Consider the following 13,218-nt stretch of genomic DNA (forward strand, 5'->3'; position numbering starts at 1 on the left):
GCCTTATCAATAGGTATATTTCTAAGCTAAATTTTAAAAGACATAATGGAAAATATTAGAAATTTTTGCATAATCGCACATATTGATCACGGCAAATCAACATTGGCAGATATGCTTTTGGATGTTACCGGAACCGTATCTAAAAGGGAAGCTAAAGCCCAGCTTTTAGATGATATGGATTTAGAGCGTGAAAGAGGAATTACAATAAAATCTCACGCAATAAAAATGAGTTACACACACTCCGATAATAAATTATATAATCTGAATTTAATTGATACACCCGGACACGTAGATTTTTCTTACGAAGTTTCAAGATCACTTGCTGCTTGCGAAGGCGCTTTACTTGTTGTGGATGCCGCTCAAGGTGTTGAAGCTCAGACAATCAGCAATGTTTATTTAGCAGTTGAAGCGGGTTTGGAAATTATTCCAATTATAAATAAAATTGATTTGCCAAGCGCAAGAGTTGATGTAATTAAAAATCAAATAATTGATTTAATTGGCTGTGAAGAAAATGATATAATTTTAGCAAGCGCAAAAGCTAGAATTGGTTTTGATGAAATTCTAGATGCAATTATTCATAAAATTCCTCCGCCGAATGGTGATCCCAACAAACCTTTACAAGCCCTAATTTTTGATTCGGTTTTTGATGCTTATCGCGGAGCAATTGCTTATGTAAGAATTGTAAATGGAGTTCTTAAAACAAAAGATCAAATTAGATTTTTTGCAAGCAACGCAGTTTGTCAAGCTGAGGAAATTGGAATTCTGGGTTTAAAGAAAATCAAAACTGAAGAATTAAGCACCGGCGATGTTGGTTACGTCATTGGAAGTATTAAAGATGTTCACGATACAAAAGTCGGCGATACAATTACGCATGCAAGAAATGGCGCAGAAGCTCCGCTTGCCGGATATAAAAATATTAAGCCAATGGTTTTTTCCGGATTATATCCATCTGATTCCGATGATTATGAAGATTTAAGAGATGCAATTGAAAAACTTCAACTTAATGATGCGTCATTAGTTTTTATTCCGGAAACTTCTGCAGCTTTAGGATTTGGATTTCGCTGCGGATTTCTTGGAATGCTTCACATGGAAATTATCCAAGAAAGACTTGAACGCGAATATAATCAATCAATTGTTACAACATTACCAAACGTTGAATATCATGCATATAAAAGAAATGGTGAAAAAGTAATTGTTGATAATCCGGCAGAACTTCCTCCGGTTGGCGATATCGAAAGAATTGAAGAGCCTTATGTTAAATCTCAAATAGTTGTCCCAAGCGAATATTTGGGCAATATTATGAAACTTGCAATTGAGAAAAGAGGAATCTATAAAAATACAACTTATATAGATCCAACGCGTGCAGATGTTGAATATGAATTTCCGCTTTCAGAAATTATTTTTGATTTCTTTGATAAATTAAAATCTACAACGAGAGGTTACGCTTCTTTTGATTATGAATTTATTGGCTATAGAATTTCTGATCTTGTGAAATTGGATATTATGCTTAACGGTGATGTTGTAGATGCGCTTTCAATTGTTGTTCATAAAGACAAAGCTTATGATTGGGGAAGGAAAGTCTGCACAAAATTAAAGGATTTAATTCCCCGACAGATGTTTGAAATTGCAGTTCAAGCCGCAATCGGAAATAAAATTATTTCCAGAACAAGTATTAAAGCTTTACGTAAAAATGTACTTGCAAAATGTTACGGCGGTGATATTACGAGAAAACGTAAATTACTTGAAAAACAAAAAGAAGGCAAAAAAAGAATGAAACAGATTGGTAATGTGGAAATTCCTCAAGAAGCATTTCTTGCCGTATTACAAATTGATGAATAATTTTTGAAATTGCTTTGAAACAAAATTGAATAACAAAACTATAAATAGGTTCACAATTTAAACTTGGAAAAAATTCTTATGCTTTCAAAAGATGAAAAAAATAAAGAAAGGCAGATTATAAAACTTAATAAAACACCTTTGCATAAATTTTTAGATTTTTGGAAAAATTTATTTTATGCGGCAATCGCAGCTTTGTTAATAAAAACATTCTTTATCGAAACTTCAAGAGTTCCAACCGGTTCTATGGAACAAACAATTATGGTCGGTGATTTTTTATTTGTAAATAAATTTATTTACGGAGCATCAACTCCAAGAAACATTCCTTTTACAAATGTTGTGCTCCCGTATTATCAATTACCGGCAATAGACGAGCCTGAGAAAGGCGATATTTTTGTTTTTGAATATCCCGGAGATAGAGATGTAATTGTTCCAACTGAAGTTTTAAGTTATGTAAAAAGATGCGTGGCAGCAGCCGGAGATACTATTGAAATTAAAAATAAAGTAATATTTGTTAATGGAAACGAGTTGCATCGCCCAGCAAATATTCAATATTTAGTTCCGCAGATTTTACCAAAAAGTTACACACGACCAGATATTTTCCCCAAAGGAAGCGGTTGGAATAAAGATCAATACGGCCCATTAGTAATTCCCAAAAAGGGAGATATTATAAAACTAACTTTACAAAATATTGAAACTTATAGAACTTTGATTAATAGAAATTATGGAAAAGAAGTTGTAAAAGTTGTTGATGGAAATATTTATATTAACGGAAAATTAACTACCGAATATGAAATTCCTCAAGATTATTATTTTGCAATCGGCGATAATAGAGACGATAGTTCAGATAGCAGATATTGGGGATTTGTTCCCCGCGAAAAAATTGTAGGTGAAGCATTAATGATTTATTGGTCGTGGAATCCCGAAATTCCATTTAGTAATTTTTTCAAACTTTTAGGCTCAACAAGATTTAATAGAATTGCTAAATTAGTTCGTTAAAAAAGTGAAGTAATGAAAACATCAATAATAATTTTTACAATTTTATTTACTGCATCTTTAATTGCGCAAGAAAAATATCTTATTTACTTCAAAGATAAAGGTGATGTGCTTTCTAAGTTTGCTGATAAAGAAAAAATTTCAAATGAGATTCTTTCAGAAAAAAGTATTGAACGAAGAAAGAAAAATTTGGGTGAAAATTATTTAACAATTTCCGATCTTCCAATAAATGAAAATTATATTGATAAGTTGGAAGAAAGTAATATTAAAATTATCAATAAGCTAAAATGGTTCAATGCCGTAAGTGCTTTTCTTAGTAATGATGAATTAAATCGAATTAAAGAATTTTCATTTATTTCAAAAATTGAAAAAGTTAGAAAATTAAAATCGTTAAAACCAATAAATGATAATTCCGAAAAAAATAACGTACTTTCAAAATCAAATCAAACTTATACATATGATTATGGATCTTCGTTAACACAAAATGAACTTTCGGAAATTCCCGCTGTTCACGATTTTGGTTTTTCCGGCGAAGGAGTTATTATTGGAATTTTGGACACCGGTTTTGATTGGCAAACTGTAAATTCACTAAAAAATAAAAATGTGATTGCAGAACACGATTTTGTTTTTAATGATAGTTTAACTGCAAATGAAACCGATGAAGATGTTTCAACGCAACATAATCACGGAACAAGCGTATTCTCAATTTTAGCCGGATTTGAAGAAGGAAAAATTGTAGGGCCAGCTTTTAATTCTTCTTTCATTTTAGCGAAAACAGAATATGTTCCTTCAGAAACTCACGTTGAAGAAGATAACTATGCCGCAGCTTTGGAATGGATGGATTCTATCGGGGTTGATATTACAACTTCATCTTTAGGTTACAGCGTATTTGATAAAACAGATTTTTCCTATACTTATGAAGATATGGATGGAAAAACTACAATTGTAACAAAAGCCGCAGAATTAGCATTTGAAAAGGGGATCACAGTAATTACATCTGCGGGAAATGAAGGAAATAGTGTTGGGAATGATTCCACTTATTGGTACTATATTTCTGCTCCCGGTGATGGATTTAATACTTTAACAATCGGAGCAGTTACAAGTTCAAATACAATTGCTTCATTTAGTTCACGCGGACCAACTTACGATGGAAGAATTAAGCCGGAAGTTGTTGCGCAAGGTGTTTCAGTATTTAATGCAAATGCCGGAAACGAAAGTTCATACTCTTTTGGAAACGGAACTTCTTATTCGGCTCCAATTGTGGCGGGAATTGCCGGACAATTATTATCAGCTTTTCCGCATTTATCAAATAAACAAATTAGAAGTATTTTGATTAAAAGCGGTGATAATCAAGTTAGCCCAAATACAAGTATCGGTTACGGTTTAGTTTCTTCGCTGAAAGCTATTTTATTTCCAAATTTAGAAATGATATCCGATAAATATTTTATAAATAAAATAATTTCCGATTCATTTGGAATTCAAACCAATACAGTTGAAGTGATTTCCGAAAGTGGGAATAAGTTTTCCGTAAATCAAAAAAGTGGAATTTATTATCAAATCGAATTACCGTCAGAAATTTCCTCAACCAATAATAAAATTTATTTTACTTATAAAGATTTGCAGAATAATATAATCAGAGATCCAAAAGAAGGATTTTATGAATTATATTTTGATGATTTAATTAACGATACAACAGAAGAAATACCGCAATCTTTTAAGCTTTTGCAAAATTATCCTAATCCATTTAATCATGGAACAATTATAAATTATTCTCTTTCAAATGAAAGATTTCAAAATATCCAATTAAAAGTTTATGATATTTTAGGAAGGGAAATTACAACTTTGGTAAATGAAAATAAATCAAAGGGGAATTTTTCTGTTTATTTCGATTCGAAAAAATTAGCTTCCGGAATTTATTTTTACACACTTCGAACTTCAGATTTTTCTGAAACCAAAAAAATGATGCTTTTAAAGTAAACATGTCTAATATTTTATTTCCAGAGCAAATAAATTATTTAGAAAATTCTCTAATTAAAGTTGATCCATTAATTGAAGAAATAGAAAGGTTTGCTGCAGAAAATAAAATTCCGATTTTAGAAAAGATTTCCGCAAATTTCCTAGAACTTCTACTACATATTTATAGTCCCAAAACATTCTTAGAAATTGGTACAGCAATAGGATACTCTACAATAAGAGTTGCTAAAATATTACAAAATGAAGGGAAAATTGACACAATTGAATTAAGTAAAGATAATATCAAACTTGCCAAAGAATTCATTTCCAAATTTGGTTTATCAGAAAAAATTAATATAATTGAAGGAAATGCATTTGAAATTATTCCAAATTTGAAAAATGTTTATGATTTTATTTTTCTTGATTCAGATAAAGAAGATTATGAAAAATTACTAAGTTTATCTTTTGATAAATTGAAAATCGGCGGAATAATTTTGATAGATAATTTACTTTGGAAAGGGTTTACAGCTTCAAAGGAAATCCCGGAAAAATTAAAAATCAGCACGGAAGTAATTAGAAAATTCAACAAATATTTTTTGAACTTCCCGGGATTAAAATCATCAATATTGCCAATTGGTGATGGTTTAGGTTTAGCCATCAAAATTGGTGAAAAATAAATTTATACTTTTCTTTTTAATGTTTCGGTATATTCTGCAGCAACTTCTCTTACAGATTTACTTGAAATTAAAAAGTGAATATTATCTCTTAACTTACTCCACTCATCATGTAACGGACAAGGATGTTCATCAGAACATTCTTTCAAACCCGTAACGCATTTTAATGTAATAACCGGACCTTCAATTCTTTCTACAATTTCTAAAATCGAGCTATCCAAAGCCAGCTTTGTAATTTTGAAACCACCGCCGCGTCCTTTGTAAGAATCGACATAACCGTATTTTGCCATTCTTTGTAAAATTTTTGCCAGATAATGTGAAGGAATATCTTCTTTTTTTGCAATATCGGATGACATAACTAACATATCACTTGATTGCCTTGCAAGGAACAGAATTGCTCTAATCGCATATTCACCGGTTTTTGTGTAAATCATGCTTACCTCTTAAAGAAAAATTTTAATTAAAATACAATTATCAAAATTTATAAGGAGTTTAATATCCGAAAATGAATTTAAGTAAATCGGAACTTTTTATCAACTTAAATTTTATTTAAGTCAACTCTAAATAAATTTGTTCATTTTTATTTTGTAAACGAGCTTTTCCTTGAGAAATATTTGTAATCTCAGTCTCAAGAAATTTTATTTTTGATGGTTCAATATAACAAGATATTACGGGTGATTTTTCAAATTTTTCAATAATTTTTTCACATTCAAACTTTTTTATCAAGTGATGAATTTTACTTATATCTTCATAATTGTAAGAAATTTCGATTCTTTCAAATTTTGTTAATTCGATAATTTCTGATGTTTGCAAAACTTCAAATGCACTTTTAAAATACGCTTTTCCAAGTGGACCAACACCTAATTTTGTTCCGCCAAAATATCTTAGAACAACAACTAAAATATTTGTTAAATTAAAATGATTTATTGCATTCAAAATTCGTAATCCGGCTGTTCCATTTGGTTCTCCATCATCTGAATATTTTTCTTCTCCGGAATTAAGTTTGTATGCGTAACAATGATGAGTTGCATCATAAAATTCTTTTTTAAGATTTTTTAATTCAGAATTTACATTTTCATTTGATGAAATATTAATTGCATATCCTAAAAAAGAGGAGCCTTTTTCTTTAAATTTATATGAGTTATTTTTTTTAATCGTTAAAATTTTTTCTGAATGATTCATTGTAGTAAATTTTATAAATAATAAAAATTGATTTTCAGCTAACCTTTAACTAATATAATTGTTTGAACAATTCCAAATTTATTTAATGATACAAGACAAAATAATTATTAGAGGTGCAAGAGAGCACAATCTAAAAAATATAAATTTAGAAATTCCTCGAAATTCTCTAACAGTAATTACGGGTTTATCCGGCTCGGGAAAATCATCATTAGCGTTTGATACAATATTTGCCGAAGGACAGCGAAGATATATTGAATCACTTTCTGTATATGCCCGGCAATTTTTGGGTCAAATGGAAAAACCAGATGTTGATTTAATCGAAGGACTAAGTCCGGCAATTTCTATTGAACAAAAATCTTCCGGCGGAAATCCAAGATCAACAGTTGGAACAATTACGGAAATTTATGATTTTCTGAGATTACTATATGCGCGAGTTGGAACGGCTCATTGCTACAATTGCGGGAATGTTGTTAAAAAGCAATCAGCTGATCAAATTATTGATAAGATTTTAGAAAATTTTGATGGAAAGAAAATTGTAATTCTCGCTCCAGTTGTGCGCGGAAGAAAAGGACATTACTGCGAACTTTTTGAAGACATTCAAAAAGATGGGTTTCTAAAAGTTAGAGTTGATGAAGAAATTATTGAACTTACTAAAGATTATAAAGTTGATAGGTATAAAATTCACAATATCGAAATTGTAATTGATAGAATGCAAATTTCGGAGAAATCAAGATTTAGATTATCTGAGTCCATTGAAGTTGCGTTAAATTTTGGAAACGGAAGTTTAATTATAAATTCTGAAAATGCGGATCATATTTTCAGCAGACATTTTGCTTGCGCTGAATGTGGAATTGGTTTTCAAGAACTTGCGCCAAATTCATTTTCGTTTAATTCCCCTTATGGTTCTTGTCCCGATTGTGACGGCTTAGGTGAAAAAAAAGATTTAGATATTAAATTGTTAATTCCGGATTTTGATAAAACAATTAATGAAGGTGCTTTAGAACCAATAGGGAAGCCAAGAAAAGTATGGTTTTACAATCAGCTTGAAGCTGTGGGAAAGCATTTTAATTTTGATTACAAAACTAAAATTAAAGATTTGACAGAAGAGCAGTTTAATATAATTCTGTACGGAAGCAAAGAAAAAATTCCTTTCACTTATACTTTTGGAAATGGAAAAAATGCAAATTATATGCACAAATTTTCCGGATTAAAAAAGTATGTTCAAAATTATTTTGAAAATACTACCTCATCTAAAATTAGAGAATGGGCAGAATCATTTATGAATTCTCAAATTTGCTCAACATGTAACGGCGGAAGATTAAAGAAAGAATCATTAGCTGTAAAAATCAATGGATTAAATATTAGTGAAGTATCAAATTTATCAATCGTAAGAACAAAAGAATTTTGCGAAAATATTAAACTTGAGGGCAATGCTGCAATTATTGCACATCAAATTATTAAAGAAATAAATTCCAGATTAGATTTTTTATTAAATGTTGGATTAGAGTATTTAACACTTAATCGTTCTGCAAGAACACTTTCCGGCGGAGAATCTCAAAGAATTAGACTCGCAACGCAGATCGGTTCTCAGCTTACCGGAGTATTATATGTTTTGGATGAACCCAGCATTGGACTTCATCAAAGTGATAATATAAAATTAATTAAGTCACTTCAAGAATTAAGAAATTTGGGCAACACTGTAATTGTTGTTGAGCATGATAAAGAAACAATGTCTCACGCTGATTATATTGTTGATCTTGGACCAAAAGCCGGAATTCACGGCGGGGAAGTTTGTTTTCATGGAGATAGAAATAGTTTAGCAAAATATGAAAATAAAAATTCAATAACTTTATCATATTTGTTAAATCAAAAATCGATTGAGATTCCTTCAGAAAGAAGAATTGATACAAATCAAAATTTGGAGATTATTGGTGCAACCGGAAATAATCTTAAAAATGTTCATCTCAAAATTCCACTTGGAAAATTTGTTGCTATTACCGGAGTAAGCGGATCTGGAAAATCTTCATTAATAAATGAAACGCTTGTTAGAATTTTAATGCGAAAAATTTATAATTCAAAAACAATTCCTTTGGATTTTATAGAAATAAAAGGATTGGAATTTATTGATAAAATAATTGAGATTGACCAATCCCCAATTGGACGAACTCCAAGATCAAACCCGGCAACTTATACCGGATTATTTACATTTATCAGAGATTTATTTTCGCAATTACCGGAATCAAAAATTAGAGGATATTCTCCGGGAAGATTTAGTTTTAATGTTTCCGGAGGAAGATGCGAAGAATGTCAAGGCGATGGATTGAAAAAAATTGAGATGAATTTTCTTCCGGATGTTTATGTTATTTGCGAAGAATGCAACGGAAAAAGATATAATAGAGAAACTTTAGAAGTGTTGTACAAAACAAAATCTATAAATGATGTTTTGGAAATGACGATTGAATCTGCATTAGAATTTTTTGAAGAAATGCCTCGAATAAAAAGAAAGTTAAAATCATTGAACGATGTTGGTTTGGGATATATAAAACTTGGTCAGCAAGCAACAACGCTTTCCGGCGGAGAAGCGCAAAGAGTAAAATTGGCAACGGAATTAAGCAAAGTCGGAACCGGAAAAACAATTTATATTTTAGATGAACCGACAACCGGACTTCATTTTGAAGATATAAATATTTTGCTTGGTGTTTTAAATAAACTTGTTGATAAAGGAAATACGGTCGTAGTTGTTGAACATAATTTGGATGTTATAAAAGTTGCTGATCACGTTATTGATTTAGGTCCGGGTGGCGGTGAATTTGGCGGAAACATAATTGCAGAAGGAACACCGGAAGAAATAATTAATTATTCTCAAAGTTTAACCGGAAAATATTTAAAACAAGAATTGCAATTAAATTAATTTGAAATGAAAAAAATAATTATTCCAAAAAATATTTTAACTGTTGATGAACAAAATAGAATACTTTTCAATCACGCTGTAGAAATTGAGGGAAATAGAATTATTAATATTTTTCCAGTTCAAGAAATTGATAAAAATAAATTCAATGTAGAAATTTTTAATTTTCCAAATCTTACGTTAATTCCCGGTTTTGTTCAAACACATGTTCATCTTTGTCAAACTTTATTTAGAGGTTTGGCTGAAGATATGGAACTTCTTGATTGGCTTCAGAAAAAAATATTTCCTTACGAAAATTCGCATGATAAAAATTCGTTAAAACTTTCGGCTCAATTAGGAATTCATGAATTACAAAAAGGCGGAACCACAACAATTTTGGATATGGGAACAATTAATCATCACGAAATTATTTTTGATGAATTAATAAAATCTAATATGCGCGCAATATCCGGGAAATGTATGATGGATATAAATTCACTTTATCCAAAATTTATAGAAAATACTGAAGGTAGTTTGAATCAATCATATCAGCTTGCAAAGGAATTTCACAATTCAAATAATGAAAAAATTAAATACGGTTTTGCACCAAGATTTGTTTTATCGTGTTCGGAATATTTGCTAAAAGAAACAAAAAGTATGATGAAAGATTTTCAAAATTCAATTTATCACACGCATTCATCGGAAAATAAAAGTGAAATTGAAGCAGTTAAACAAATGCACAATATGGAAAATATAGAATATTTCGATTCGATAAATATTCTTGGAGATCATACGGTTTTGGCTCATGGAATTCACGTAAATGAAAAGGAAATTGGATTGTTGAAAAATTCTAAAACAAGAATTTCTCATTGTCCTTCTTCAAATTTAAAACTTGGTTCCGGAGTTGCAGATATTCCAAGATATTTAAAAGAAAACATTTCGGTTTCGCTTGGTGCGGATGGAGCGCCGTGCAATAATAATTTAAGTCAATTTACAGAAATGCGATTGGCATCATTAATTCAAAAACCAAGATATTCGCCAACTGCGATGGATGCTTTAATAGTTTTTCGTTTGGCAACAATTGAAGGTGCGAAAGCTTTAAATCTGCAAAATGAAATTGGAAGTATTGAAATTGGTAAAAAAGCCGATTTAGTTTTTTTGGATTTGGAGAAACCAAATCAAACATTAATTGATGAAAATATTTATTCAACAATTATTTTTTCTGCAAGTAACGAAAATGTTAAAGAAGTAATGATTGACGGCGATTGGGTTGTTCGCAATGGAAAATCATTAAATTATAATGAAGATGAATTATACGAAAAAGGCAAAATTGAACTTAATGAATTATTAAAAAGAGCAAAGTTAAATTGATGAAAATAATTTTTGCAACCGGAAATAAAGGAAAATTAATAGAAGTAAGAAATATTTTTTCAGATACAAAATTTGAAATTATTTCTATGGAAGAAATTGGGTTTGCCGAAGAAATTATTGAAGATGGAAAAACATTTGAAGAAAATTCATTTATTAAAGCTGATAAAATTTTTAGTGGATTTAAAATTCCGGTAATTGCCGATGATTCAGGTTTAGCTGTAGATCAATTAAATGGTGAACCGGGAATATTTTCTGCGCGCTATGCCGGAGAAGATGTTTCTTATTATGATAACAATATTAAATTGTTAAATGAACTAAAAAATTTTCCCGAACCACATTTGGCAAAGTTTTTATGTAGTGCAGTTTATGTTGATGAAAAAAATAGAATTTCTGTTTTGGGAGATTTGCCGGGAAAAATTATAAATGAATTTAAAGGTGAACATGGATTTGGTTATGATCCAATTTTTCAACCGGATGGATTTGACTTAACTTTAGCTCAAATGAATTTGGAAGATAAAAATAGAATTAGTCACAGAGCAAAAGCATTTAATTTGTTGAAGAAGAAAATTGAAGAAGTGAAAACGTAGAAACGTTAAAACGTTGAGACGTAAAAAAGTGGAAACGTGAAAAGTCAAAAAAAAATTCGTGCATTCGTGGCTTAGTTTAATCCAATCAATAGTCGGGATTTTTATTTTTCCGCAATTACAACTTGTACAATTCCAAACGTGAGAGAAAATTTTTCAATATTTCTAAATCCAACTTCACACAAAATTTTTTCTAAATCAATTTTTGAATCAAATATATTTACTGATTCCGGAAGGTAAGTATAAGCTTCATTATCTTTAGAAATTATTTTTCCAACAAGCGGCAGAATTTTTTGAAAATAAAATTGGTAAAGATTTTTAATTAAAAAGTTTTTCGGCAAACGAAATTCCAAAATTGTAACTTTTCCATTATTTTGAAGAACTCTAAAAAATTCCTCAAATCCTTTTTTTATATCGTAAAAGTTTCTAACACCAAATGCCACAGTTATATTAGTAAATATTTCTTTTTTTAAGGGAATTGCTTCAGCAACAGATTGAACTAAATTTCCTTTAATCCAATCAACTTTTTCAATAAAATGAGAAAGCATGTTTTTGCTAAGATCAACGCCAATAATCTCAATGACGCCAATTTTTTTTGCAGCAATTGAAAAATCACCGGTTCCACAAGCAATATCTAATAAACTTGAATTGGAAGAAATTTTTGTTAACTCTAAAGCTTTTTTTCTCCAATAAAAATCTATTCCCAAACTCAGAAAATGATTGAGGAAATCATATCTATGTGAAATGCTGTCAAAAATTCTTTTTACTTGTGTTTTTTTTTCTATCATAATTTTAGTAATTAATAACTTCGCTGCCGGTTTTTTTCTGCCACCAATTAAAAAGATATTTACCGGTTAAAATTGTAAAAATCATAAATACTACGCCGCCGATTAAATCAATTACGTAATGGTATCGTAAATAAACTGTTGCAAAAATTAATAGTGAACCATCAATTAAAAAAAATAATTTATTTGAAGACTTTAATTTAACGGCAAGATACATAACGATTAAAGTCATTTGTGTATGTCCGCTTGGAAAAACATCACGCTGAACAACTTCAAATGGATTTATTGTTCCGGAAGGAATTGATTCTCCGGAGTTAATTATTTCTCGCAGAAAATTTGTTAGAAAAATTCCAGGCAATTCTAAATTTGTTGTTTCAAAATTATGTAAAGTAAATCGCGGACCAACTGCCGGAAGTAAAAAATATCCAACGTATGAAAGAAAAAATCCGTAGACAACCAAAAAAATTATAAAATCAAATTCCCGTGATTTATGTTTTAACTGAAACTCAACTCCTAAAATAATTGGAAGGAAAAAAAAAGTTCCATACGCGATTTGTAAAATCTCTGTTAGGATTGGATTAGCAAATTGATACAGAAAAATTGTTGGATCTAATCCGAATAAAAATCTATCTGCGGCAATTAATAAAGAATCATAATCACTTGAGTGAATCGCATCCAATAAAATATATACTTCTTTGAAAGAAAGAAAAATTAGTGGAACAACATAATAGAAATGAACGTTTTCCCAAATTTTACTTTTTGTAATTTCAGCTTTATCAGCAAAAAATAAAACAAGAATAATTAAACTTATGTTCAGCGAAGTTAATAAAATCCATTCATCAATTAAATTGTGAAAAATTAAATTTATTGAAATAAGAAATAGATAAAAAAAGATAATAACTAAATCAGTTGCACTTAATGATTTATAAATACTTTTTCTAAAAATCATT

11 protein-coding genes are annotated in these 13,218 nt (G+C 29.9%); 7 read left to right on the forward strand and 4 right to left on the reverse strand.

Annotation, left to right across the window (positions count from 1 at the left end):
- Window positions 1-45 precede the first annotated feature (45 nt).
- From lepA to IPH62_12695, 4 genes are all read left to right on the forward strand, one after another.
- On the forward strand, window positions 46-1,839 hold the full coding sequence (gene lepA, locus IPH62_12680; GenBank protein MBK7106130.1) for an elongation factor 4: 1,794 nt from the start codon (window positions 46-48) through the stop codon (window positions 1,837-1,839).
- 78 nt (window positions 1,840-1,917) lie between these two features.
- Entirely contained in the window at window positions 1,918-2,835 is a 918-nt protein-coding gene (gene lepB, locus IPH62_12685; GenBank protein MBK7106131.1) for a signal peptidase I, read from the forward strand.
- 12 nt (window positions 2,836-2,847) lie between these two features.
- A complete protein-coding gene (locus IPH62_12690; GenBank protein ID MBK7106132.1) occupies window positions 2,848-4,809 on the forward strand; it encodes a S8 family peptidase in 1,962 nt (653 codons plus the stop codon).
- 2 nt (window positions 4,810-4,811) lie between these two features.
- Window positions 4,812-5,462, forward strand: coding sequence for an O-methyltransferase (locus IPH62_12695; GenBank protein ID MBK7106133.1), 651 nt, complete (start codon window positions 4,812-4,814; stop codon window positions 5,460-5,462).
- Between the two features lie 2 nt (window positions 5,463-5,464).
- Here the strand turns inward: IPH62_12695 and IPH62_12700 are convergent, their stop codons facing one another.
- The gene (locus tag IPH62_12700) at window positions 5,465-5,893 is read right to left on the reverse strand and encodes an Rrf2 family transcriptional regulator (protein ID MBK7106134.1); all 429 of its coding nucleotides are present in this window, start codon (window positions 5,891-5,893) and stop codon (window positions 5,465-5,467) included.
- A 115-nt stretch (window positions 5,894-6,008) separates the two neighbouring features.
- Window positions 6,009-6,641, reverse strand: coding sequence for a YigZ family protein (locus IPH62_12705; GenBank protein MBK7106135.1), 633 nt, complete (start codon window positions 6,639-6,641; stop codon window positions 6,009-6,011).
- 85 nt (window positions 6,642-6,726) lie between these two features.
- On the opposite strand from IPH62_12705, the gene uvrA reads away from it, so the two are divergent.
- The 3 genes from uvrA to rdgB are packed head-to-tail and all read left to right on the forward strand — an operon-like array spanning window position 6,727 to window position 11,486.
- Window positions 6,727-9,552 (forward strand): excinuclease ABC subunit UvrA, encoded by a 2,826-nt coding sequence (gene uvrA, locus IPH62_12710; GenBank protein ID MBK7106136.1) that lies wholly within the window; start codon window positions 6,727-6,729, stop codon window positions 9,550-9,552.
- Between the two features lie 6 nt (window positions 9,553-9,558).
- Entirely contained in the window at window positions 9,559-10,899 is a 1,341-nt protein-coding gene (locus IPH62_12715; GenBank protein MBK7106137.1) for an amidohydrolase family protein, read from the forward strand.
- Window positions 10,899-11,486, forward strand: a complete 588-nt coding sequence (gene rdgB, locus IPH62_12720) for an RdgB/HAM1 family non-canonical purine NTP pyrophosphatase (GenBank protein MBK7106138.1) — start codon at window positions 10,899-10,901, stop codon at window positions 11,484-11,486. Before IPH62_12715 ends, rdgB begins: the two co-directional genes overlap by 1 nt.
- Window positions 11,487-11,587: 101 nt before the next feature.
- Here the strand turns inward: rdgB and ubiE are convergent, their stop codons facing one another.
- On the reverse strand, window positions 11,588-12,271 hold the full coding sequence (gene ubiE / locus IPH62_12725; protein ID MBK7106139.1) for a bifunctional demethylmenaquinone methyltransferase/2-methoxy-6-polyprenyl-1,4-benzoquinol methylase UbiE: 684 nt from the start codon (window positions 12,269-12,271) through the stop codon (window positions 11,588-11,590).
- Between the two features lie 4 nt (window positions 12,272-12,275).
- The gene (locus tag IPH62_12730) at window positions 12,276-13,217 is read right to left on the reverse strand and encodes a phosphatase PAP2 family protein (GenBank protein MBK7106140.1); all 942 of its coding nucleotides are present in this window, start codon (window positions 13,215-13,217) and stop codon (window positions 12,276-12,278) included.
- Window position 13,218 lies beyond the last annotated feature (1 nt).

Source organism: Ignavibacteriota bacterium (genome assembly GCA_016708125.1).
Lineage (GTDB): Bacteria > Bacteroidota > Ignavibacteria > Ignavibacteriales > Melioribacteraceae.